General features: G+C 66.0%; 20 protein-coding genes, 2 pseudogenes and 1 riboswitch. Of the genes and pseudogenes, 14 read left to right on the forward strand and 8 right to left on the reverse strand.

The genetic code is table 11. The features are described 5' to 3' along the window. Positions 1-127: 127 nt before the first annotated feature. A complete protein-coding gene (gene whiG, locus ACFV6V_RS06525) occupies positions 128-964 on the forward strand; it encodes an RNA polymerase sigma factor WhiG (RefSeq protein WP_385559959.1) in 837 nt (278 codons plus the stop codon). A 111-nt stretch (positions 965-1075) separates the two neighbouring features. Further along, positions 1076-1636, forward strand: coding sequence for a TetR/AcrR family transcriptional regulator (locus ACFV6V_RS06530; RefSeq protein WP_385560212.1), 561 nt, complete (start codon positions 1076-1078; stop codon positions 1634-1636). Positions 1637-1910: 274 nt separating this feature from the next. Here the strand turns inward: ACFV6V_RS06530 and ACFV6V_RS06535 are convergent. Then, positions 1911-2366, reverse strand: a pseudogene (locus tag ACFV6V_RS06535) (peptidoglycan DD-metalloendopeptidase family protein); the annotation flags it as partial. A gap of 254 nt (positions 2367-2620) precedes the next feature. On the opposite strand from ACFV6V_RS06535, the gene rpsB reads away from it, so the two are divergent. From rpsB to ACFV6V_RS06560, 5 genes are all read left to right on the forward strand, one after another. After that, positions 2621-3571: a 30S ribosomal protein S2 gene (rpsB, locus tag ACFV6V_RS06540; RefSeq protein ID WP_385559961.1), complete on the forward strand. Its 951-nt coding sequence runs from the start codon at positions 2621-2623 to the stop codon at positions 3569-3571. A gap of 96 nt (positions 3572-3667) precedes the next feature. Beyond that, complete coding sequence (gene tsf, locus ACFV6V_RS06545; protein ID WP_385559964.1) at positions 3668-4504, forward strand: translation elongation factor Ts; 837 nt, start codon at positions 3668-3670, stop codon at positions 4502-4504. 162 nt (positions 4505-4666) lie between these two features. Beyond that, entirely contained in the window at positions 4667-5449 is a 783-nt protein-coding gene (gene pyrH, locus ACFV6V_RS06550) for a UMP kinase (protein WP_385559966.1), read from the forward strand. Positions 5450-5658: 209 nt separating this feature from the next. After that, positions 5659-6216 (forward strand): ribosome recycling factor, encoded by a 558-nt coding sequence (frr, locus tag ACFV6V_RS06555; protein WP_385559969.1) that lies wholly within the window; start codon positions 5659-5661, stop codon positions 6214-6216. Further along, positions 6216-7343: a phosphatidate cytidylyltransferase gene (locus ACFV6V_RS06560; RefSeq protein ID WP_385559972.1), complete on the forward strand. Its 1128-nt coding sequence runs from the start codon at positions 6216-6218 to the stop codon at positions 7341-7343. Before frr ends, ACFV6V_RS06560 begins: the two co-directional genes overlap by 1 nt. A gap of 75 nt (positions 7344-7418) precedes the next feature. Here ACFV6V_RS06560 and ACFV6V_RS06565 read toward each other — a convergent pair whose 3' ends face one another. Continuing rightward, on the reverse strand, positions 7419-8228 hold the full coding sequence (locus tag ACFV6V_RS06565; protein ID WP_385559974.1) for a hypothetical protein: 810 nt from the start codon (positions 8226-8228) through the stop codon (positions 7419-7421). 141 nt (positions 8229-8369) lie between these two features. Here ACFV6V_RS06565 and ACFV6V_RS06570 point away from each other — a divergent pair, with 141 nt between their 5' ends. Then, the gene (locus tag ACFV6V_RS06570; RefSeq protein WP_385559976.1) at positions 8370-8624 is read left to right on the forward strand and encodes a hypothetical protein; all 255 of its coding nucleotides are present in this window, start codon (positions 8370-8372) and stop codon (positions 8622-8624) included. An 81-nt stretch (positions 8625-8705) separates the two neighbouring features. On the opposite strand, the gene ACFV6V_RS06575 is transcribed toward ACFV6V_RS06570, so the two are convergent. The 3 genes from ACFV6V_RS06575 to ACFV6V_RS06585 form a co-directional block, all read right to left on the reverse strand. Further along, entirely contained in the window at positions 8706-8840 is a 135-nt protein-coding gene (locus ACFV6V_RS06575; protein ID WP_385559978.1) for a hypothetical protein, read from the reverse strand. A gap of 465 nt (positions 8841-9305) precedes the next feature. After that, the gene (locus ACFV6V_RS06580; RefSeq protein WP_385559980.1) at positions 9306-9734 is read right to left on the reverse strand and encodes a hypothetical protein; all 429 of its coding nucleotides are present in this window, start codon (positions 9732-9734) and stop codon (positions 9306-9308) included. A 2-nt stretch (positions 9735-9736) separates the two neighbouring features. Continuing rightward, positions 9737-10174 carry an ATP-binding protein gene (locus ACFV6V_RS06585; protein ID WP_385559982.1) on the reverse strand — a complete coding sequence of 146 codons (438 nt, stop codon included), beginning with the start codon at positions 10172-10174 and terminating at the stop codon, positions 9737-9739. 495 nt (positions 10175-10669) lie between these two features. Here ACFV6V_RS06585 and ACFV6V_RS06590 point away from each other — a divergent pair. Together ACFV6V_RS06590 and ACFV6V_RS06595 are read left to right on the forward strand one after the other, a co-directional pair. Beyond that, positions 10670-11225 (forward strand): annotated as a pseudogene (locus tag ACFV6V_RS06590) (proteasome ATPase); the annotation flags it as partial. 249 nt (positions 11226-11474) lie between these two features. Next, entirely contained in the window at positions 11475-14213 is a 2739-nt protein-coding gene (locus ACFV6V_RS06595; protein WP_385559984.1) for a LuxR C-terminal-related transcriptional regulator, read from the forward strand. A gap of 466 nt (positions 14214-14679) precedes the next feature. Here the strand turns inward: ACFV6V_RS06595 and ACFV6V_RS06600 are convergent, their stop codons facing one another. Beyond that, on the reverse strand, positions 14680-15714 hold the full coding sequence (locus ACFV6V_RS06600) for a hypothetical protein (protein ID WP_385559986.1): 1035 nt from the start codon (positions 15712-15714) through the stop codon (positions 14680-14682). A 755-nt stretch (positions 15715-16469) separates the two neighbouring features. On the opposite strand from ACFV6V_RS06600, the gene rlmN reads away from it, so the two are divergent. From rlmN to ACFV6V_RS06620, 4 genes are all read left to right on the forward strand, one after another. Further along, the gene (gene rlmN / locus ACFV6V_RS06605) at positions 16470-17576 is read left to right on the forward strand and encodes a 23S rRNA (adenine(2503)-C(2))-methyltransferase RlmN (RefSeq protein WP_385559989.1); all 1107 of its coding nucleotides are present in this window, start codon (positions 16470-16472) and stop codon (positions 17574-17576) included. A 53-nt stretch (positions 17577-17629) separates the two neighbouring features. After that, a riboswitch (TPP riboswitch) is annotated at positions 17630-17740 on the forward strand. An 88-nt stretch (positions 17741-17828) separates the two neighbouring features. Then, positions 17829-18914, forward strand: coding sequence for a thiamine ABC transporter substrate binding subunit (locus ACFV6V_RS06610; RefSeq protein WP_385559992.1), 1086 nt, complete (start codon positions 17829-17831; stop codon positions 18912-18914). 74 nt (positions 18915-18988) lie between these two features. Beyond that, positions 18989-20605 (forward strand): ABC transporter permease, encoded by a 1617-nt coding sequence (locus tag ACFV6V_RS06615; protein WP_385560215.1) that lies wholly within the window; start codon positions 18989-18991, stop codon positions 20603-20605. Further along, on the forward strand, positions 20605-21642 hold the full coding sequence (locus ACFV6V_RS06620) for an ABC transporter ATP-binding protein (protein WP_385559995.1): 1038 nt from the start codon (positions 20605-20607) through the stop codon (positions 21640-21642). The genes ACFV6V_RS06615 and ACFV6V_RS06620 overlap by 1 nt, the downstream gene beginning before the upstream one ends. Positions 21643-21667: 25 nt before the next feature. Here ACFV6V_RS06620 and ACFV6V_RS06625 read toward each other — a convergent pair whose 3' ends face one another. After that, positions 21668-22579, reverse strand: coding sequence for a hypothetical protein (locus ACFV6V_RS06625; RefSeq protein ID WP_385559998.1), 912 nt, complete (start codon positions 22577-22579; stop codon positions 21668-21670). A 100-nt stretch (positions 22580-22679) separates the two neighbouring features. After that, positions 22680-23813 (reverse strand): LOG family protein, encoded by a 1134-nt coding sequence (locus ACFV6V_RS06630; protein WP_385560001.1) that lies wholly within the window; start codon positions 23811-23813, stop codon positions 22680-22682. Between the last annotated feature and the right edge of the window lie 10 nt (positions 23814-23823).

Genomic DNA, 23823 nt, shown 5'->3' on the forward strand with positions numbered 1-23823 from the left:
TCACAGGCGCGATCCACCGCTGTTCGCGCACCGCAACCGTTCAGTCACGCTACGCTCCAGATTCCCTCACCGGCCAACCCCACCGACAGCCCCTCACACCCCACAGCAGAACGGCTCAAGGCAACGCATGCCCCAGCACACCTCCGGGTCTGACCGCGCGGCGGTGCCCCCCGCCGCCCGTGGCCCTGTGCGCCCGCCGGCGCCCTCGTCGCTCGACGAGTTGTGGCGGTCGTACAAGGCCACCGGTGACGGACGGCTGCGGGAGCAGCTGATCCTGCACTACTCGCCGCTGGTGAAGTACGTCGCTGGACGGGTGAGCGTCGGACTGCCGTCCAACGTGGAGCAGGCCGACTTCGTCTCCTCCGGGGTCTTCGGACTCATCGACGCCATCGAGAAGTTCGACATCGAGCGGTCGATCAAGTTCGAGACATATGCGATCACCCGCATCAGGGGCGCGATGATCGACGAACTCCGGGCGCTGGACTGGATCCCCCGCTCGGTCCGGCAGAAGGCCCGGGCCGTGGAGCGTGCCTACGCCACGCTGGAGGCGCAGCTGAGACGCACACCGTCCGAGAGCGAGGTCGCCGAGGAGATGGGCATCGGGCTCGAAGAACTGCACGCGGTGTTCAGCCGGTTGTCCCTCGCCAATGTGGTGGCCCTGGAGGAGCTGCTGCACGTCGGAGGTGAGGGCGGCGAGCGGCTCAGTCTCATGGACACCCTGGAGGACACCGCCGCCGACAACCCGGTCGAGGTCGCGGAGGGCCGGGAGCTGAGACGGCTCCTCGCCCGCGCGATCAACACGCTGCCCGACCGCGAGAAGACCGTTGTCACGCTGTACTACTACGAGGGCCTCACCCTCGCTGAGATCGGCAACGTCCTCGGCGTCACCGAGAGCCGGGTCAGCCAGATCCACACCAAGTCGGTCCTCCAGCTCCGGGCCAAGCTCGCGGACGTCGGCCGCTGACACGTGCCCCGCGCGTAGTCGCCGTGGCCAGCCCTCAATCCTGTTCGTCCATGTCCGCCGGGACCACGCCGCCCGTACAGTGGTTCCGTGCCAAGGATTCGAGCGGCCTCTGTGGCCGAGCACCGGACCATGCAGCGCGGCGCCCTCCTTGATGCCGCGCGCTCCCTGCTGTCCGAAGGCGGTACGGATGCACTGACCTTCCCCGCCCTCGCCGAGCGCACCGGGCTCGCCAGGTCCTCGGTCTATGAGTACTTCCGCTCACGGGCCGCAGTCGTCGAGGAGCTGTGCGCCGTCGACTTCCCGGTCTGGGCCGCCGAGGTGGAAACCGCCATGGAGCGGGCCGCGACGCCCGGTGGCAAGGTCGAGGCCTATGTCCGCCGCCAGCTCGATCTGGTCGGGGACCGGCGCCACCGGGCCGTTGTCGCGATCTCCGCGAGCGAACTGGACGACGGCGCACGCGAGAAGATCCGCGCCGCGCACGGCGGCCTCGTCGCGATGATCGTCAAGGCCCTCGAGGAGCTCGGCCACCAGCAGCCCCGTCTCGCCGCCATGCTGCTCCAGGGCGTCGTGGACGCCGCGGTCCGCCGTATCGAGCTCGGCGCCGCCGAGGATCCCACCGAGATCGCCGAAGCCGCGGTGTCCATGGCCCTGCGGGGCGTCCGGGGCGACTGACCCGTCCGAGCGGCGGCGGGCCGCGTAGCGCGCGGTGCGACCAGACCGCCACCGCGGCCAGGGCCACCCCCTGGAAGACGTCGGCTCCGGCCCGCGCCGGCCGTGCCGCGGCAGCCATCAGACGCCCGGACCCCGACGCGGGCAGTGGCACTCCGAAGACCGGCAGCAGCCGGGAAGGACCACGTCGCAGCGCGGACGCGGGCAGCAGCGACAGCGGATCGAGATAGGCGTCCCCACGCCGCAGACCCCAGTGCAGACACCCCTGGGCACAGTGCGAAGGCGCCTCGGCGCGGACGGCCACCACCTCCCCCCTGATGACCTCGGTGCCCGGCCGGACCAGCGGGCGCACCGGCTCATAGGTGATGCGCAGGGGAGGCTCCCCGGTGCCCGCCAGAACGATCGACAGCACCCCGCGCCCCGCCACCGGTCCCGCGAAGGACACCCGCCCCGCCATCGCAGCCCGCACCTCCGCGCCGGGTGGCGCGGCCAGATCGACCCCGCGATGCCCAGGTCCATAGGGCCCGGCCGGGGGCTCGAAGCCCCGGACCACCACCGGCCGCGGCTGTCCCAACGGCCTCACCGGCCAGGTCCCGGCCGGCTCCGGCTCCTGCTTCGGCGCCCCGCCCCGGGCCTCGGCGCCCGCGCTCACCAGGCTCACCCACGCGAACACCACCACGGCGAGCGCCCGGGCGAGCAGCGCGCCCCTCACGGACTTCGCTACGCGTCTCATGCCCCGACCGTGCCGGATTCGCGTCAACCTCGCTGATCATGGCCGGGATCTGTGGACAACCGACCGCTTGTGGACAGTGCCGTCACCCGGCACTGCGCGGGTCCCGTACACTTCTTCTGGCGATCCGGGCCACCGGGTCGACTTCGCACGCCCCGCCACCACCCCTTTCAGCGGTCGGTGGTCGCGCCCCTCGGTCCTCGCGGCACGGCGCGCCGGGGCGTCAGGACATAACCGAGAATCAAGGAGATACGGCCATGGCCGTCGTCACGATGCGGGAGCTGCTGGAAAGCGGCGTCCACTTCGGTCACCAGACCCGTCGCTGGAACCCGAAGATGAAGCGCTTCATCTTCACCGAGCGCAACGGCATCTACATCATCGACCTGCTCCAGTCGCTGTCGTACATCGACCGCGCCTACGAGTTCGTCAAGGAGACCGTTGCCCACGGCGGTTCCATCATGTTCGTCGGCACCAAGAAGCAGGCCCAGGAGGCCATCGCCGAGCAGGCGACGCGCGTCGGGATGCCGTACGTCAACCAGCGTTGGCTGGGCGGCATGCTCACCAACTTCTCCACCGTCTACAAGCGCCTTCAGCGTCTGAAGGAGCTTGAGGCGATCGACTTCGAGGATGTGGCCGCCTCCGGCCTCACCAAGAAGGAGCTCCTGGTCCTCTCCCGTGAGAAGGCCAAGCTGGAGAAGACCCTTGGTGGTATCCGCGAGATGCAGAAGGTGCCGAGCGCCGTCTGGATCGTCGACACCAAGAAGGAGCACATTGCCGTCGGTGAGGCGCGCAAGCTCAACATCCCGGTCGTCGCGATCCTCGACACCAACTGCGACCCCGACGAGGTCGACTACAAGATCCCGGGCAACGACGACGCGATCCGCTCCGTCACCCTGCTCACCCGTGTGATCGCCGACGCCGTCGCCGAGGGCCTCATCGCCCGCTCCGGCGTGGCCACCGGTGACTCGAAGCCGGGCGACAAGGCCGCGGGCGAGCCGCTGGCCGAGTGGGAGCGCGACCTGCTCGAGGGCGAGAAGAAGGCCGACGAGGCCCCCGCCGCCGAGGCCGAGAAGAAGGCCGACGAGTCTCCGGCTGCTGAGGCCGAGAAGCCGGCCGAGGCCGCTGCCGAGGCCCCGGCCGCGGACGCCGAGCAGGCCCCGGCCGCGGACGCCGAGCAGGCCCCGGCCGCGGACGCTGAGCAGGCCTGACACCTCAGGTCCGGAAGCTGACGGCGGGGGCCCAAGAAGCCCCCGCCGTTCACCCGTAGATCGTTCGACTCTTCGACTCCAGAGAGATTCACAGACATGGCGAACTACACCGCCGCTGACGTAAAGAAGCTCCGCGAGCTCACCGGCGCGGGCATGATGGACTGCAAGAAGGCGCTGGACGAGGCCGAGGGCAACGTCGACAAGGCCGTCGAGGCGCTGCGCATCAAGGGCCAGAAGGGTGTCGCCAAGCGTGAGGGCCGCTCCGCCGAGAACGGCGCCGTGGTCTCCCTGATCGCTGACGACAACACCTCCGGCGTCATCCTCGAGCTGAAGTGCGAGACGGACTTCGTCGCCAAGGGTGAGAAGTTCCTGGCCGTGGCGAACACCCTGGCCGCCCATGTCGCCGCCACCGGCCCGGCCGACCTCGAGGCGCTGCTCGCCTCCGAGATCGAGTCCGGCAAGACCGTCCAGGCGTACGTGGACGAGGCCAACGCCAACCTCGGCGAGAAGATCGTCCTGGACCGCTTCGCCCAGTACTCCGGTGCCTACGTGACCGCGTACATGCACCGCACCATGCCCGACCTGCCCCCGCAGATCGGTGTGCTGGTCGAGCTCGACAAGCCGAACGCCGAGGTCGCCAAGGGCGTCGCGCAGCACATCGCCGCCTTCGCGCCGAAGTACCTCTCCCGTGAGGACGTCCCGGCCGAGGTCGTCGAGACCGAGCGCCGTGTCGCCGAGGAGACCACCCGCGCCGAGGGCAAGCCCGAGGCCGCCCTCCCGAAGATCGTCGAGGGTCGCATCAACGGCTTCTTCAAGGACGCCACCCTCCTTGGCCAGCCGTACGCGCTCGACAACAAGAAGTCCGTCCAGCAGATCCTGGACGACGCTGGTGTCACCCTGAAGCGCTTCTCGCGCATCAAGGTCGGCATCTGAGCCGGTACGCGAGCTACACGGGAGCCCGATAGGGTTTTCCCAGCAGTCGTAGGCCGCGTGAACGCCGGACGACGACCGCAGATCTGACGAGGAGGCCATTGCCGCAGGGACACCAGCACCCATCGGCAGTGGCCTTCTTCGTATGTGCACGAGGAGATCTCCATGAACAAGGGCGCGGACGCCAACCAGGCAGCCGACGACAAGAGCGACCACACCGGCATGAAAGCCGGCCGCTTCATGCTGAAGCTGTCCGGTGAAGCCTTCTCGGGCGGAACCGGTCTGGGCGTCGACCCCGACGTCGTACACGCCATCGCACGGGAGATCGCCGCGGTCGTCCGTGACGGGGCAGAGATCGCGGTCGTCATCGGCGGCGGCAACTTCTTCCGCGGCGCCGAGCTCCAGCAGCGCGGTATGGACCGGGCCCGCTCCGACTACATGGGCATGCTCGGCACCGTCATGAACTGCCTCGCCCTCCAGGACTTCCTGGAGAAGGAGGGCATCGACTCGCGTGTCCAGACCGCCATCACCATGGGCCAGGTCGCGGAGCCGTACATCCCCCTGCGGGCCGTACGCCACCTGGAGAAGGGCCGCGTCGTGATCTTCGGCGCCGGTATGGGCATGCCGTACTTCTCCACCGACACCACCGCGGCCCAGCGCGCCCTGGAGATCGACGCCGAGGCGCTCCTCATGGGCAAGAACGGTGTCGACGGTGTCTATGACTCCGACCCCAAGAGCAACCCGGACGCGGTGAAGTTCGACGCGCTGGAGTACGGCGAGGTGATCTCCCGCGACCTCAAGGTCGCCGACGCCACCGCCATCACCCTCTGCCGTGACAACTCGCTGCCCATCCTCGTCTTCGAACTGCTCGCCGCGGGCAATATCGCGCGGGCCGTCCGGGGTGAGAAGATCGGCACGCTGGTGAGCGACCAGGGCACCCGGGGCTGACCCGGCCCGCCCTCCTCTCCAGGGGGGCGGGATGGACAAAGCCCTGCCGGTCGGACACCGTGCAGGGGAACGCGACGCCAAGTTTCTCCGGCCTCGTACTCGTAACGCGCACTCGAAACCGGACTCGCGAGCGCAGTCGTCACGCGGATTCGTAGAGTGAACCGTCACACGTACACGCCGGGCCCACTCAAGACACGCAGGAGCAAGTGGTGATCGAAGAGACCCTCCTCGAGGCCGAGGAGAAGATGGAGAAGGCCGTCGTGGTTGCCAAGGAGGACTTCGCCGCGATCCGCACCGGGCGTGCGCACCCGGCGATGTTCAACAAGATCGTGGCCGACTACTACGGTGCGCTGACACCGATCAACCAGCTGGCCTCCTTCTCGGTGCCCGAGCCGCGGATGGCCGTGGTGACCCCGTTCGACAAGAGCGCTATGCGCAACATCGAGCAGGCGATCCGGGACTCCGACCTGGGCGTCAACCCCAGCAACGACGGCAACATCATCCGAGTGGTGTTCCCCGAGCTCACCGAGGAGCGCCGCCGCGAGTACATCAAGGTCGCCAAGGGCAAGGCCGAGGACTCCCGGATCTCGATCCGTTCCGTGCGCCGCAAGGCCAAGGAGGCCATCGACAAGCTGATCAAGGACGGCGAGGTCGGCGAGGACGAGGGCCGCCGGGCGGAGAAGGAGCTCGACGACACCACCGCGAAGTACGTGGCGCAGGTGGACGAGCTGCTCAAGCACAAGGAAGCCGAGCTGCTCGAGGTCTGATGAACGACTCTTCCTGGGGAGCCCCGCCGAGTGCGGGCTACAGCCCCGACCACTGGGGGCCGCCCGACCAGCGGGCCGCCTCGGCGGGTCCCGCATACGATGTGCATGACGCCCGTCAGACGCGGCCCATGCCCGTCGTGCCGGACGTTCCCGACACAGGTAGAGACGCAGAAGACCGCGACGACCGCTACCGGGGGGCTGCTCGATGGAGTGGCTCCCCGGTCCGCGAAGAGATGCCGCAGGAGCCCATGCCCATCCCCCCGCCGTCTGCGGCTTCCGAGCCGCCGCAGCCCTCGCAGCCGCCGCAGAAGAAGCGTGCCGGCCGGGATCTGCGGGCGGCGATAGGTGTCGGTGTGGGGCTCGGCGCGGTGATCATCGCGTCCCTCTTCATCGTCAAGGCCGTCTTCGTGGCCGTGATCGCGGCTGCCGTGGTCGTCGGCCTGTGGGAGCTGACCTCGCGCCTCAAGGAGCGCAAGGGCATCAACGCGCCTCTGGTGCCGCTCGCGGTGGGCGGGGCGTGGATGGTCGTGGCCGGCTATGTGCGCGGTGCGGAGGGCGCGTGGGTGGCCACCGCGTTCACCGCGCTGGCCGTGCTCGTCTGGCGGATGACCGAGTCCCCCGAGGGCTACCTCAAGGACGTGACGGCGGGGCTCTTCGCCACCTTCTACGTGCCGTTCCTCGCCACGTTCGTGGCGATGATGCTCACCGCCACCGACGGGCCGCAGCGGGTTTTCACATTTCTGCTGCTGACCGTGGTCAGTGACACCGGTGCCTATGCGATCGGCTGGCGATTCGGCAAGCACAAGCTCGCGCCCCGCATCAGCCCCGGAAAGACCCGCGAGGGTCTGTTCGGCGCTCTGGCCTTCGGTATGGCGGCCGGTGCGCTCTGCATGCCGCTGCTGATCGACGGCGGCACCTGGTGGCAGGGCCTGCTGCTGGGTCTCGCGATCGCCGCCAGCGCCACCCTGGGCGACCTGGGCGAGTCGATGATCAAGCGTGACCTCGGCATCAAGGACATGGGCACACTGCTGCCCGGCCATGGCGGGATCATGGACCGTCTGGACTCGCTGCTGCCGACGGCACCGGTCGCCTGGCTGCTGTTCGTGCTGTTCGTGGGCACCGGCTGACGATCCGCCGTCGTCACACCGAGGGGGCTCACCGGTCCCGCCGACCAGGGTGAGCCCTCTCGGCGCGTCCGGGATCTATTCGACGGGGCGTTTCGCCTCTTCCTCCGCGGAGTCGGGCTTCAGCGCCCGGGCCCCCAGCAGGCCGACGACGATCAGGGCGATGCCCAGCCAGGTCGCGTCCTCCGCGATCAGGACGACGACGCCCAGCGGGATCAGCAGTCCGACCAGCGGGTAGATCAGACCGCCCGCCGTCGGCACGTGCTCGCTGCCACGTGCCTTTGCCCGTACGTAGTCCGGGTACCACTCGGTGAAGCGGATCGCGACGATGATCGCCAGGACCGGGAAGATCCACGCGGTCCAGATGTTGTCCGGCTCGCGCAGGACGAGATCACCGATGCCGCCCGAGACGGCCGCAACCAGGAACGTGAGCCCCCAAACGGCCGTGATCACGTAGTTGGTCCGCACGAAGGCGGGGGTCTTCCAGTACTGGGGGTCCACCTGTTCGCGGGCGTACTGCACGGTGAAGGGCACCCGGGCCGCCATGGAGCCGAAGGCGATGAGCGCGAGGACGACGTTGGCCACCTCGTCGGCGTACGTCTCCAGCCACTCGTGGGTCGCGTCACTGGCGGTCGCGCCGATGATCGCCAGTATCGCGAAGAACACCACATCGGCCACTTCGAGGATCTTGAACGAGGTGCCCGGGTGCAGGACCCTTCCGAGGACGACGAAGACGACCGAGATCCCGAGGGCGATCAGCACCGCCACCTCGAAGCGCCCCGGGCCGGAGAGAACGGCGAAGACGATCCACGGAGCCATCCCCACGACCGGCTGCTCCAGGAAGCCCGCGAGCCACTTGCCCACTGCGGAATCGGCCACGGCTTTCATGGGCGCACCCCTCGGGACTACGACGTGCGGAATTCCAGCCTGAACCCGAAGCGACGAATGCGCGACAGCGGTGTTCGACGGCCGTGCACGACGTGCAGCCAGGGCAGCGGATTCGATCTGCGACACTGGTACGCCGACACGTTGGACCAGCTGCTGGGCTACCTGGTTTGGCGCGACACGAAGGCCGCTCTCCTGCTCTTCATCCGTACGGAGAATCCCACGGAAGTCATCGCCAAAGCCGCAGCCAAGTTCGGCGAGCACCCGAACTTCAAGCGGCTCGGACGCTACGCCAGCGATGAGAGGCACGACTTCATCTTCCGCTCGAACGAAGATCCACACCGAGAGATCAAGCTCGCCTTCATGCCCTTCCACTTGCCGCGGTCGACCCCCGCTTGATCCGCGGGCGGCGTCAGTGCTGGTGGTGCCTGGCACGCTGCCCTCGTCGGTCTCGGTGCGCTTAACCCAGCCGCGCAGGGCTTAGGGATGCACGTCGAGCTGGTCAGCGATCCCCTTGATCGCACCGGCCCTGCCGGTGGGGTCCTTGCGCGCCTCGACCGCCAGCCGCGTCGCACGTTCGCGCAGTTCGTCGGCGTCCTTACGGGGAGCAGCCATGATCGGCATCCTTCCGGGTCTACGATGTCTCCATAAAACCCGGGGCGATTCACCGGAATGTATGGCAGCAGCTCGCACCCTGGCCTGGAGAGTCGAAGGAGCCCGGTTGCGGTCGGGTCTCATCGGCCCGGATCCCTTGGATGCGTTGACGGATGCGCGGTCATCGATCTGAGTCGGCGCTCTTCCGGCACGCTGTACGTGTTTTCGATCAAGTCAAGGAACAGCGACTTCATCTTCGCTGGGGAGGGGTTCTTGCAGGGGCAGGTTGAAAGGCAGTGCATGAGTTCTCCCAAGATCGTGGCAATTTCTGCAGAGTAGATCTCCCATTCAGGGGTCGCTGTCCTCGCGAGGATTTCTATCTCGTGAGCTCACGGTGCCCTGTTCGCACCAGAGCGAGAACGCTATGGTTGCGATGGCGATACCAATGATCGGAATGGCTGCGATCATATTCAGGACCATTTTGGATCACTGCCTTCCGCTTACGTTCCACTGCGGGACCAGCAGGGAAAGATCGACACCCGGAAACGCTCGCTGTAGCGTGCCTTTTCGCCTTGCTGAAGCTCTAATGGATGCGGTGATCTCACCGCCGAGCCGCACTCCCGCGATCGAGGTGAATGCATGTGTCTCGGTGAGGTGAAGTTCAGGCAGATCGACCCGGTCGATGCGCAGGAACCGCACGTGAGCGTAGGGGATATAGAGCCATGCGAGCTCAGGCTCGTTGGGGTCGGCGTTGCATGCGGCGAGGACGAGGACATCGCCGGGTAGGACAGGCTCAAGGTGGCAGCTGGTTCCAGTCCTGCAGTCCTGCGGAAGGCGCCATTCCTGCAGCTTTCGTGCGCTGTTCAGCCTGGCTTGCTGGGCTATCTCGCTGGCTGCGACATGCAGGGCAAGCATTCTCACGAATCCTCCCAGTGGTTATGGATTGTGAAGACGCTACCGGGCTCCATGGAAATGGTGTCGACTACGAGGTGACCTCGGCCGTGCTCTTCCGGCTCGCAGCTTCTCGTCCACGTGCCATCCTGTGTGGCGGGGCCGCCATCCGTGACTTCGATGCCTACGGCTGCTTTTCCCTGATCTTGGAGTATGTGCAGCTCCAATACCACAGGGGGGAGGGCATGTTCAGTTGAGTTCGTGACCAGTTCTGAGACGACAAGAAGCGCGTCGTAGATCTCTTCCTCACTCAGATTCCATCCTTCCAATACGGCCCTGGCCTCTTGGCGCGCGGTTGATGCGGCTGTGGGGCAGTGGGGGAGTCGGTACTGGTAGCTGTCGGTTGCGCACGACTCCGATGCCTGCACCGGCGGCAACCCCGATGTCTCTCGCAGCGTGTTCATGTCTCAAGCGAACAGCAAGAGCGAGCTGCGGCACATGCGCCGTACATACCTATTTGCACCCTGCGGGACAGGAAGCGGCTTACGCGCCTGGCCGAGCCTGGGCGGGAAGGCGGTGAACCTTGCTCGTTGGCTTCGCTGCCCCGACTGCCCCGTCTATGCCCATCCACCGGATTGGCAAGGAATGGGCATGTGTGACTCATGTTCCTGGGGCGAGCGATGCGGTGCAGTGCGAAGACGAGAGCAGCACCGCAGCACACTGGAAGGGATCTTGATTGTGAATGGCGTGAATCTGCGCAGCCTGGATGTGAGTGATCTTGCGGAGGAGTTTCCGCTGGTTGCATTGTGCGCGGCGTTCGGGTGTCGGGAGGGGTGCGGGGGCTGTGGGGTGGAACGGCGGTGCAGGAGCGGCGGAAGGCGGAGTATCCGCCGCAGCGTAGAGCTGATCCCTCGGAGTTCTTCAAATCGCGGGAGAGTGGGCGATGGCGTCCACACAGGGTGAGGACGAGCAGGCCACAGGGGGCAAGCCCCAGACAGACCGGTTCGGATCCTGCCGGCCAGGTCGCCTCCCTTCGGGAAGAGGTTGCGGTTCTGTGCCGCAGGCAGGGTGACTGGTCCGCGGTCGCACGAGGATTCTCGAGAAGAGGGTCGTCGAGCTGCAGACAAACCTGGCCGGTGTTTCCGCGCAGAACGAACAGCTGGCGAACACGCTCCGTGAGGCTCGATCAGAGCGTGGCCCTCCAAGAGGAGGTCGACCGGTTGAGCCCAGCCGCCAGCCGGCTTCGGTGTCTTCCTCCATGCCAATGAGGACGACACCACCGACATCTTCACCGGGGGCCGCAAGCTCCGAGTCGATGTCAGCCCGAGCATCGAGAGCGACGATCTCTGGCGCGGCCAGGAAGTCATGCTCATCGAGGCGCTCGTCGTGGTCGAGGCCATGGAGTTCGAGCACACCGGGGAGCATCGTCACCCTCAAGGAGATACGAGGAGCGGTTGGTACGGCACGCCGAGCCGCTAGGCCACCATCCGCCCGGGCGACGCCCTGCTGCTCGAGCTGGCCGTGGCTCAGAAGCCGTGCTGTTTACTTCCCACGAGCGACATAGGACCCGGCCGCAGTCGCGTGATCCGATATCGGCGACACGGCGTCAAGTCGCGATGCGGTCCGCGGAACCATGTTCGCCGTAGAATCCTAGGCACGCCACGGCGACTGCGGTCACGTGCCTAGGCTCTGTCGGCAAGACCATGCGGACACCGAGGGGTTTTCGACAGCAACTGCCATGAGCGCGGGTGTGGCACCAGAGGAATGCGCAACGCGCACCCGGAAACTCTCTCCACGAACCGATCCATCTACCTTGTCGAAGAGCAGGTGTGTGCGTTGGTCAGAGTAACTGGGACTTGGCCGTTCACCGGACGGGACTCCGAACTCGCCATTTTTAGGGAAGCTTTGGCAGATTCCTCCTGCCGTGCATTTCTCATCGCTGGGCCGCAGGGAGTGGGGAAGAGTCGGCTCGCTGAGGAGTGTTTGAGAGCAGCCGAGGATGCTGGATACAAAACGTGGCGGACCATTACTTTGTCTGGGGCACTCTTCCCTCTCGACGCACTGGCTAATGCGGTTCCTCAAGGGCTCGATCCAAATAATCCATTGGCGTCATTCCGGAAGATCGTCGAGTACCTTCGAAGTGGGAGTAAGCGGAGGGGGGGCGACAGGCCTATTGCGATTCTTGTGGACGATGCCAATCTACTGGATGACGCGTCGGCTGCCGTGCTGGAACTGCTAACCGGTTCGGGAATCGCATTTATGATCGTCTCGATAGATGAGTACAGGGAAACACCGCGAAGTGTATCCAGACTTGTATACCGCGACTCTACCGCGCGCTGCAATTTGTCCTACCTGGATAGGGAAGCGATTGTAGAACTACTGGAGGCCACTCTCCAAGGGCTGATCGAACCGCGTAGCGTCGACTACCTCTTTCACGTGAGCGAAGGGAATGTGCTTTACCTGCGCGAGTTAGTGATTGGTGCATTTGGTGCGGGAACCCTGCGCTTTGACGGTAATCTGTGGGAAATCTCTGGCGTGCAGAAACCAACTCCTCACCTCATGGATTTGGTCCAGAAAAGAGTCGACAGCGTCGAACCAGAGGGGAGAGCTCTCTTGGAGACGCTGGCACTTTGTGGAGTCTCCGGCGTATACAATCAGAAGGAAGTCTCCGCTCTCGAGTCAGCAGGCCTTGTAAAAGTAATTTGCCACGGGCGCCGGACAGTGTTGGAGCTTACCCACCCTGTCTATGGTGAGGTTCTTCGCGCGCAAGTAACCCCAACACGCAAGAGCGAATTGCTGTTGGAGCAAGCTGAGCGTGTACGTGCGGTCGGAGCACGTAGGGAGGAAGACTTCCGCTTCATCGCTCAGTGGGAACTCTCAGCGCGGGCTGAAGTCGATGCCAGCACCCTACTTAAGGGGACACGAGTAGCGAGGCGGTCGTATGACTATGAGCAGGTGAAGGTCCTGGCCGAGGCTACATGCCGAGTGGACGACGGATTCTGGCCGCGGTTCTTGCTAGGCGAGGCTTTGTACGAGCTGGGGGAAGTGCAGAGGTCGGTTGAGGTGCTGAAATCGGCAACTGCGCGGGCGCGAGGTGAAGACCAGTATGTCTATGCCACTTTGGCCCTCTGTCGCGTGCTGCTCTGGGCGTTGGCCGACCCTGACGAGGCATTCCGGCTAAACTCAGTAGCTGCAGAACGCTCACATACACCAGAAGGCAAGGCCACGCTGACTACGGCGCGTGGCGTGGGGCTGGCGTGCATGGGCAAGATGGATGAGGCTTTTGAGCACTTGAGAAACGTTTCCGACATCCCTAACGTTCACATCCGAGCGGTCGGTCAGGGAGCACTCGGTGCTGTCCTCGCCTTGCGAGGGAGGGTAGAAGAAGGCCTCGCCACCGCGCGGGAAGCCTATGAGGAGCGTCAAAACTTGATCGACCCTCCAGCGCTCCTCCACCCCTCGGAGAACATTGGAGCCGTAGCATGTGCCCTCCAAGAGGCTGGATCACTAAATGAAGCCTACACGCTCATTCTCAAAGGCTGGAATGACGCAAGCGCTGACAATGATCCCGTAAGTATGACCTTGATGGCTTCCTCGCTGGCTCGCGCAGCCCTGCTTAACGGGCGCCCGCGGACTGCCCGTCGCTGGGCATCACAGGCGGCGGCCCTAGCGCGTCGACAGAAATACGATGGACCGCTTTATCCAGCGCTAGCGCTTCTTGCGGAATCTTTTGCCCTCATTCAGGATAAGGCAGCTGCCCTACGAATCGTCAACGAAATGCAAGGTATGACACCATGGGGCACCTTTCTACCGGAGTTGTGCCTAGGTAAGGTTTGGCTGGCCGCTACCAGGGGACAGCTAAGCAACGCGCGCGCTTACCTAGTGGACGGAATCGCTTTCGCGCGTTCTATGGGACACCACTCCAGTGAAGCGCGACTGCTCACGGACTTCTGCAGACTTGCCGGCACGGATAGTCGGATAGTTGAGAGGCTGTCTTCCCTAGCAGAAGTTTCGTCTGGCGGCTTCACTGCGATGCGTGCTCGATTCGCAAAGGCGACGCAGCATCGCAATGCGGACGATCTAATGCGTTCCGCTCGCGAATTCAAGGATGCTGGAGCACTGCTACTGTGTGCAGATGCTACGGCACAATCAGCAGCCGTATTGCAGCGCAACGGAAACACTCGAGGAACAATGGCCTCCATTCGCCTAATGAACCGGATGCGAGGGAAGTGTGAGGGTGCCTGGACCCCGATGATGGCTGCAGCGGCAGCAGAAGTGCCTCTCACTGGTCGCGAATTGGAGATTGCACTGCTCGTTGCCGACGGGCATACCAATGCCGAGGTCGGTGAACAGCTATTTGTGTCCAAGCGGACCGTGGACAACCACCTCCTCAGTGTCTTCCGTAAACTGGGAGTGGACAGTCGACGAGATATCAAGCGTGCCCTTTGGGATACGTGCAAACACGAACCCGTTTCGGGAGGAGAGGAATCTACAAAGAACTAGTACGGTCGTTGTAGGTTTAATATCATCGATAATTACTTGATATCTGCCCGTCCGACTGTGGTGTATGCCCGCATGTGAGTCACCCCCCGAATTCCGGAGAGCGAACCCGGTAAATTTTCTACCGTGTCAGTTCGTGAGGAGATACCATTGCTTCGCGCGGTCTGCCCTTGTGTTCCAGACCTCTGCTGCAATACTGCGGCCTCAGCGCACAGAAGCAGTGCCCCGATTTCTTGTACTCGTCTGCCGATTTCATGAGGTGTTGCTGGTTGGGCCACCAGGGAGAAAGGGGCCCCAACGCGCTGATTGCGATTACGGTGAAGCGGCAGGTCCAGCGCGGGGCAGGGTGAGACATCAACAGAAAGATGCCCCGGGTGCGACGGCTGCTCTCAACGAAGCGAAATGAAGCCGTGGAGACGGCCTGACCGAGCCAGTCTCCACGGCACTCTCTATTTTCTAGAATTGATCCCTAGTCCAACCAGGGCTGGGGCCATACCTTCATCTTGAAATTTTGCGCTGGTCGATACACGCCCGTACTATCTCTACAGTCTACGCGAATGTATGCCCCAGCAGGGCCAGGTGATGTGATTCCTGCTGCCGTGCTTTCAGTTCCCGCTCGGGTGTACTGGTATACGCCAAGTTTTGATCCAGTCATAGGGTATACGTAAGTCTGTGCGACGATCGGAGACTTGCCGACAGCTTGAACCGATACTCTGGTGTATCCGCTACACCCGGCGCTTCCCGGGTTGTACGAAATCGCGAAGTATTTCCATGGCTTCAAATTTGCGCGCATTGTTACTACGCCATTCTTGGGGTTCTGACCAGCGTTCCCAGACCATTCGGCAACGTTACAACCGGCGGTGCCGGGCACTTCAGCGGCTGACATGAAGATTGACTTCATTGTCATCACCGACTGCGAACCTTTGGCCGGCAGATTTATGGTGAAGTGGCGGTAGGATTCTTTATTTCCGTACTGGAAGGTCAGTGGATTCATTCCCCCCAATCCCCAACGAGGTGGGCTGCTGCTTTGGTCGCCGAGGTACCACACCTTTCCGTTGGCTTCCACCGGATACCCGGCCGGGAGGCCCAGAATATCCGCCCCGGTCAATTCGACGCGATACTTTTGAAGAATCGGTGCGAAGTAGGCCGACGCCTTGCTCAGAGGATCTCCCTTCCAGAAGCGCCTGAACTCCGTGCCGCTCGATGTTTCCGCCGAGGTCTCGTATCCGAATTGCGTTTCAAAGGCCTGCTCGAACGAATAAGTGAACGTATTTGAGATCTTGGTCTCTATTCCGGATCCCAGGAGCCCCGCCTTCTCTGTGAGTTCGATCGCAAGAGAGTTGCTGATTCCCGTCGTTGTGGACTCGCTGGTAGATATGCTTTTTGTTACCGAGTCCTTCACCGATCTGCTGGTGACGTACTGATTGTCTGACAGGTTATCCGTGCAATTTTTGTTGATTGTAGATCCGGCCAGATAGTCTGTGCCCTTAAACGTCCCTCCCACGGGAACTAGATTCCACTTGCAAGCCCCTGCATGCCTGCCACACCATTCCAAGTAGTCAGCCATAGCGGCCGCGGAGTCCGAAGCTGTATTGAAGCGATGATGAACAAAGTCCCCCGAAGATGCATAGTCGTACCATGTGTAATTATACGATCTACCGTTGTAGGTCGTTCGCGTCTCCGCCTGTGCTGCCGTCGGGGTTAGACAGGAAAGTATTACCGAAGGGGCAAGCAAGCTAATGACCGCAGTTCGTCTGAGTCGTGCTGGGCTCATCTTTCCTCCACTCTTGTTTGATTTCTTGAATCCGTTCTCTATTGATGTCCACCTTTGAATGGGAAGGGTAAACGTATGCATCGCTTGTAGCCTGAGTACGTTGTACTCAGAAAGCTCATGGGTGATTGGCGCTGGCACGTCAAAGCGTTGATTCCTGATCACGTGCGCGTGGTGGAGAACGGACGCGTTCAGTGGTCGTCCACCGGCAGAAACAGCCGGGATCGAGAGGGCCTACCACTGGCGCCGCCGGCAAGCCGCACTCGGCCGGCTGACATCAGTCGAATGCGAGACCGTCATGACCACGCCGGCCCTCCAGGCCGCGTGACAGAACCTGTCACCCGAACCTGCACCAGGCCCCCGCCTCGGACTGGGCCGTGTGTGGGCCGTCCAAGGAATGCCAGTCACGACCAGTGACGACTAATGACGACCAGGTTCACCGGTTGGCGCCCAGGGCAGCGGATTCGATCTGCGACACTGGTACGGCCATGCCTAAGCCCGGAGAACTCACTTTCGTCGCGCCCCGCGGAGCCAAGAAGCCCCCGCGGCACCTCGCCGACCTCTCGCCCGCCGAGCGCAAGGAAGCGGTGGCCGCGATCGGCGAGAAGCCGTTCCGCGCCAAGCAGCTCTCGCAGCACTACTTCGCGCGGTACGCGCACGACCCCGGCCAGTGGACCGACATCCCCGCCGCTTCCCGGGAGCGGCTCGCGGCGGAGCTGCTGCCGGAGCTGATGTCCGTCGTGCGGCATGTCTCCTGCGACGACGACACCACCCGCAAGACGCTGTGGCGGCTGCATGACGGCACGCTGGTCGAGTCGGTGCTGATGCGCTATCCCGACCGGGTCACCATGTGCATCTCCTCGCAGGCGGGCTGCGGTATGAACTGCCCGTTCTGTGCGACCGGCCAGGCGGGGCTCGACCGCAATCTGTCGACCGCCGAGATCGTGCACCAGATCGTCGACGGTATGCGGGCGCTGCGCGATGGTGAGGTCCCCGGCGGACCGGCGCGGCTCAGCAACATCGTGTTCATGGGCATGGGCGAGCCGCTCGCCAACTACAACCGGGTCGTGGGAGCCGTCCGCCGCCTCACGGACCCCGAGCCGGACGGCCTCGGGCTCTCGCAGCGGGGCATCACCGTCTCCACCGTCGGGCTCGTCCCGGCGATGCAGCGGTTCGCCGACGAGGGCTTCAAATGCCGGCTCGCCGTCTCCCTGCACGCTCCCGACGACGAGCTGCGCGACACCCTCGTGCCGGTGAACACCCGCTGGAAGGTGCGGGAGGTGCTGGACGCCGCCTGGGAGTACGCCGAGAAGTCGGGCCGCCGCATCTCCATCGAGTACGCCCTCATCCGCGACATCAACGACCAGGCATGGCGCGGAGACCTCCTGGGACGGCTGCTCAAGGGCAAGCGGGTGCATGTCAACCTGATCCCGCTGAATCCCACGCCGGGCTCCAAGTGGACGGCCTCCCGTCCCGAGGACGAGAAGGCGTTTGTCGAGGCGATCGCCGCTCATGGGGTGCCGGTCACCGTGCGCGACACCCGGGGGCAGGAGATCGACGGGGCCTGCGGTCAGCTCGCCGCATCCGAGCGCTGAGCCTTCGGCCGGGTCTCCAGGGGGCCCATGTACGCTGGGCCCCGAACATTCACATATTCCGACAGGGGAGCGCCACAGCGCTGAGAGTGCGGTGATCGTCAGACCGCAGACCCTCTGAACCTCGCCCGGGTCATTCCGGGTAGGAAGTTCGGACGAGACTCAAGCTGTTGCGCCCTGCCCGGCTCCGGATCCCCGGGATCCGCTGACCTGGCAGGGCCGCGTCTCTTCCTGGTCACCCCAGGAGGAAGCTCAGTGAGCACCACCAAGAAGATCACGGTCGCGGCCCTGTTCGCGGCCCTCGGCGCGGGCACGCTCACGGCCTGCGGCGGGGAGTCCGAGGACAGCGGCTCCGGGGCGTCCAAGACCGTGACGCTCGTCAGCCATGACTCCTTCGCCGCCACCCCGGCGGTGCTCAAGGAGTTCACCCGGGAGACCGGTTACACGGTCAAGGTGCTCAAGAGCGGCGATGCCGTCGAGGCCCTCAACAAGGAGATCCTCACCAAGGGATCCCCGCAGGGCGACGTGTTCTTCGGCGTCGACAACACCACTCTCTCGCGGGCCCTCGACAACGGCGTCTTCACGCCGTACGAGGCCAAGGGCCTGGACCGCGTCCCCGAGGACCGGCAGCTCGACAAGGACGAGCACCGGGTCACGCCCGTCGACACCGGCGACATCTGCGTCAACTACGACAAGAAGTACTTCGCCGACAAGAAGCTGGCCCCGCCGCAGACCTTCGACGATCTGGCCAAGCCCGCCTACAAGAACCTCCTCGTGGTCGAGAACGCCGAACGCTCGTCGCCGGGCCTCGGCTTCCTGCTCGGCACCGCCGCCACGTACGGGGACAAGAACTGGCCGGACTACTGGGCCAAGCTCAAGGCCAACGGAGTCAAGGTCGTCGACAGCTGGGAGCTCGCCTACAACCAGGAGTTCTCCGGTTCAGCGGGCGGCAAGAAGGCCAAGGGCGACCGGCCGCTCGTCGTCTCGTACGCCTCCAGCCCGCCGGTCGAGGTGCTCTACTCCGAGCCGCAGCCCAAGGAGGCGCCCACCGGAGTCGCCACCGGCACCTGCTTCCGCCAGACCGAGGCCGCGGGTCTGCTCAAGGGCGCGAAGAACGAGGCCGGGGGCAAGGCCCTGCTGGACTTCCTGATCAGCAAGAAGTTCCAGGAGGACATGCCGCTCAACATGTTCGTCAACCCGGTCGTGAACGACGCCAAGCTGCCCGCGCTCTTCACACAGTTCGGTGCCGTGGTCGACAAGCCGGAGACCATGGCACCCCAGAAGATCGCCGACAACCGCGACCAGTGGATCCAGTCGTGGTCCTCACTCGTCCTGAAGTAGACGAGCTCGCCAGGACACCCGAGTCGCCCGGGTCGCCGGGGACGCGAGGGGGCAACGCGGCGCGGCTCGCCCTGATGGCGGTGCCCGTCGCGTTCTTCGCGGTCTTCTTCGCGTACCCCGTGGCCGGGATCGTCGGCCGCGGGCTCCGGCCGGACGGCGTCTGGCGTTTCGGCCACATCGGCGAGGTGCTGAGCCGACCGGACATCCTGGACGTCCTCTGGTTCACCCTGTGGCAGGCGCTGGCCTCCACCGGTCTCACCCTGCTGCTGGCACTGCCCGGCGCCTATGTCTTCGCCCGCTTCGACTTCCCGGGCAGACACCTGCTGCGCGCGGTCGTCACCGTGCCGTTCGTGCTGCCGACCGTGGTGGTCGGCACCGCCTTCCTGGCCCTGCTCGGGCGCGGCGGGCTGCTCGACGAGCTGTGGGGCGTGCGCCTCGACACGACCGTGTGGGCGATCCTCCTCGCGCATGTCTTCTTCAACTACGCCGTGGTCGTACGGACCGTGGGCGGACTGTGGTCGCAGCTCGACCCGCGCCAGGAAGAGGCCGCGCGGGTGCTGGGTGCCGGACGGTTCGCCGCCTGGCGGAAGGTCACCCTGCCCGCGCTCACCCCCGCCGTGGCCGCGGCGGCGCTCATGGTGTTCCTGTTCACCTTCACCTCCTTCGGCATCGTCCAGATCCTGGGCGGACCCGCCTACTCGACGGTCGAGGTCGAGATCTACCGGCAGACCGCCGACCGGCTCGACCTGCCGACGGCCGCGGTGCTGACACTGCTCCAGTTCGCCGCCGTCGGCGCCATCCTCGCCGTGCACGCGTGGACCGTACGGCGGCGTGAGACGGCCCTGAAGCTGGTCGACCCCGCGCTGACCGCGCACCGGCCGCGCGGTGTGGGCCAGTGGGCGATGCTCGCGGGCGTACTCGCCACCGTCGCCCTGCTGATCCTGGCCCCGCTGGGCGTGCTGGTCGAAAGGTCCCTGGACGGTCCGGGCGGCTACGGCTTCGCCTTCTACGAAGCCCTCCGGTCGGCAGAGGCCAGTGGCGGCACCTTCCTGGTACCGCCACTGGAGGCGGTCTGGAACTCCTTGCAGTACGCGCTCGCCGCCACGGCCATCGCCCTGCTGATCGGCGGGCTGGCGGCAGCAGCCCTGACCCGCAGGGCCGGGCGGCTGATCCGCGGCTTCGACGCCCTGCTGATGCTGCCGCTCGGGGTTTCCGCCGTCACCGTCGGCTTCGGCTTCCTGATCACCCTCGACGAGCCGCCGTTCGATCTGCGGACCACGTGGATCCTGGTGCCGCTGGCCCAGGCGCTGGTCGGGGTGCCCTTCGTGGTGCGGACGATGCTGCCGGTGCTGCGCGCCGTGGACGTACGGTTGCGCGAGGCGGCGGCCGTTCTCGGCGCCTCGCCCCTGCGGGCCTGGCGCGAGGTCGATCTGCCGCTGGTGCGCCGGGCGCTGCTGGTGGCCGCGGGCTTCGCCTTCGCCGTCTCGCTCGGTGAGTTCGGGGCGACCGTCTTCATCGCACGCGCGGACAACCCCACCCTGCCGGTCGCCGTGGCCAGATTGCTCGGCCGCCCGGGCGAGCTCAACTACGGGCAGGCGATGGCGCTGTCCACCATTCTCATGCTGGTCTGCGCGGCGGCGCTGCTGCTGCTCGAACACATCCGGCCCGACCGTTCCGCAGGGGAGTTCTGATGCTGACGCTGGAGGCCGCGACCGTACGGTTCGGGCAGCGGGCGGCTCTCGACACGGTGGATCTCGAAGTCGCCGACCAGGAGATCGTCTGTGTCCTGGGGCCGAGCGGCTGCGGCAAGTCCACGCTCCTGCGCGCCGTCGCCGGACTCCAGCCGCTGTCCGGCGGCCGGGTCCTGCTCGGCGGAGCGGACCAATCGGGCGTACCCGTGCACCGGCGCGGGGTCGGGCTGATGTTCCAGGACCATCAGCTCTTCCCGCAGCGCGATGTCGCCGGGAACGTCGCCTTCGGCCTGCGTATGCACGGCGTGCCCCGCACGGAGCAGCAGCGCCGGGTGGCGGAGCTGCTCGACCTGGTGGGACTCCCGGGCGCCGGGCAGCGGGCCGTCGCCTCCCTGTCGGGCGGTGAGCAGCAGCGGGTCGCCCTCGCCCGGGCGCTCGCCCCGCGCCCGAGACTGCTGATGCTCGACGAACCCCTGGGCCAGCTCGACCGTACGCTCAGGGAACGGCTCGTCGTGGAACTGCGCGGCCTCTTCGGGCGACTGGGCACCACCGTGCTCGCCGTGACGCACGACCAGGGCGAGGCGTTCGCGCTCGCCGACCGTGTCGTGATCATGAGGGACGGGGCCATCGCCCAGAGCGGCACCCCGCGCGAGGTGTGGCAGCGCCCTGCCTCCTCGTTCGTCGCCCGGTTCCTCGGCTTCGACAACATCGTGTCCGGAGAGGTGAACGGCCAGGCCGCCGACACCCTCTGGGGCAGGATCCCGGTACCGGACGGCTCTCCCCAGGGACCGTGTGCTCTGCTGGTCCGCCCCGCCGGTGTCCGGCTGGGCGGCCCGGGGGACGGCCTGGACTGCGAGGTGGTCTCCCGCACCTTCCGGGGTACGCATGCCGCCGTACGGCTGCGGCCCGCGAGCGGCCCCGCGCTGGAAGCCGAATGCCGCCTGACCGACGCCCCCGAGCCGGGGACCCGCGTCGGCGCCGGCTTCACCGCGGACGACGTGGTGCTGCTTCCGGCTCGTGGCCCGGACGCTCCCTGAGCCGGTCCCGCCGGTCCGGACGGTCTCACCGGACTCCGGCGGGCTCCCGATCGGGAAGGGATACGGGAACGGGGTCCTCGGTCTCCGGCCGTCCGAACCAGGCCACCGCCACCGCCCCCGCCACGGCCAGCACGAAGCCGGCGACCGCCAGCCAGCCGTATCCCGCACGGGACGTGTCGTTCAGCCAGAGCACACCGACCGCGCCGGGCAGCACGGTCTCGCCCACCACCAGGGCTGCCGTGGCCCCGTTGACCGAACCGATCTGGAGCGCCACCGTGTGCAGATACATACCGCCGGTGCCCGCGATCAGGATCGCGTAGAACGCCGGGTCGCAGACGAGAGCGACCGGGTCGAACGGGTCGATACCGTTGAGCACCCGCACACCGACCCCGAGGGCGCCGAAGCCCATTCCCGACAGCAGCCCCGCGAGGATCGCGGCCCGGGCGCCGAGTAGCCGCACCACGACGGTGCCGCCCACGATCAGCAGCAGTGAGATCGCCAGCAGCCACCAGTGGGTGGCGACGGGGGTGTGTCCGCTCCCCTCCGGACCGGCAGCCGTGGCCAGCAGGATGAGGGCGGAGCAGACCACGGCGATGGACGTCCACTCGGCACGTGTCAGCCGGATTCCGAGCAGCCGGATGCTCAGCACCGCGGTGATCACCAGATTCGCGCTGATGATCGTCTGCGACAGGAACAACGGCAGCAGCCGGGCCGCCACCGCCCCCAGCCCGAATCCGACGAAGTCCAGGATCGTGCCGACGATGAACTCCCAGGTCATCGCGGCCTTCGCGGTCGAGGAGAGGCTCGGGCCGCCGTGCTGGGTGACACCGCCGGAAGCCTCTCGCCGGGCGGACTTGCGGGAGCCCACGGCTTGCAGCACCGACCCCGTTCCGTAGCAGATCGACGCCGCCACGGCGGTCAGCAGTCCTATGAGCACCGAAGGCCCCCCTTTTTTTCACGCTGGTCGGCGGGGCAGCGGTGCGGCCCCGTATGTTCCGATTGCCAGACGTGAGCCGGGGCCCGGAAGTTGCTTCCGGTTATCCGGCCCGCATGGCGGCCAAGGCCTCGGGTACCTCGTCCACCGAGTCGACGAGGGCGATGCGGGACTCCATCGAGCGGCCCGCGGCCAGCGACCGCAGCAGGGGCCAGGCGGGGAGCCGCTCCGTCCAGTGGGCGCGGTCCACCAGCACCATCGGGGTGGGCTCCCCGCGGGATTCGTAGTAGTTCGGGGTTGCCTTGTCGAAGATCTCCTGAAGGGTGCCCGCGGCGCCCGGCAGGAACACCACGCCCGCGGTGGAGCGGGCGAGCAGCCCGTCCTCGCGCGTGGCGTTGGCGAAGAACTTGGCGATATGGCCCGCGAAGGGGTTCGGCGGCTCATGGCCGTAGAACCAGGTGGGGATGCCGATCGAGTCGCCGCCCCGCGGCCAGCGCGAGCGGACCTCGAAGGCCGCCGACGCCCAGTCCGAGACGGATGGGGCGAACGAGGGGGCCTTGGCCAGCAGTTCCAGGGACTCGTCGAGCATCTCGTCCTCGAACGGGGCCGCGTATCCGCCCAGGTTCGCCGCCTCCATCGCACCCGGTCCGCCACCGGTGGCGACCAGCAGTCCGCTGCGGGACAGTGCGCGCCCGAGCCGGGCGGCGCCCGCGTACGCGTCTGTGCCGCGGCGCATCGCGTGCCCGCCCATCACCCCCACGACCGGGACATCGGCGATGAGTTCGTCGAGGGCGTCGGATATGGCGTCGTCATGGATCGCCCGGAGCATCGAGGCGTAGATGTCGCGGTCGTCCTTGGTCTGCTGGAACCACTCGTACGCGAGGGCGTCGGGAGTGCCTTCGTAACCGGCCTCGGCGAGCCCGGCGAAGAGCTCGTCGGGGGAGTACAGCAGCCCGCGGTACGGGTCGAAGGGCAGATCGGGAATCGGCGCGAAGACCAGCGCGCCGTCACCGCGCACCTTGGCGCACGCATCCGGTTCCATGGCGCAGCCGAGGAACACGGCACCGGTGGTGTCGCTGGACAGGAGTGCGAAGGTGCGCTGCGTCAGATCGACGGACTGGACGCGCTGGCCCGCCAGGGTGCCGCGCCCGACCACCTGGTCGAATTCCTCGATGGTCTCTATCTCACGGTCGTCGTCGTAGGACGACCCCAGCTTGTGCCTTTGTCCCAGCGCCATCCGCACACGA

This window comes from Streptomyces sp. NPDC059828 (genome assembly GCF_042731955.1).
In the GTDB taxonomy this organism is placed as follows: domain Bacteria; phylum Actinomycetota; class Actinomycetes; order Streptomycetales; family Streptomycetaceae; genus Streptomyces.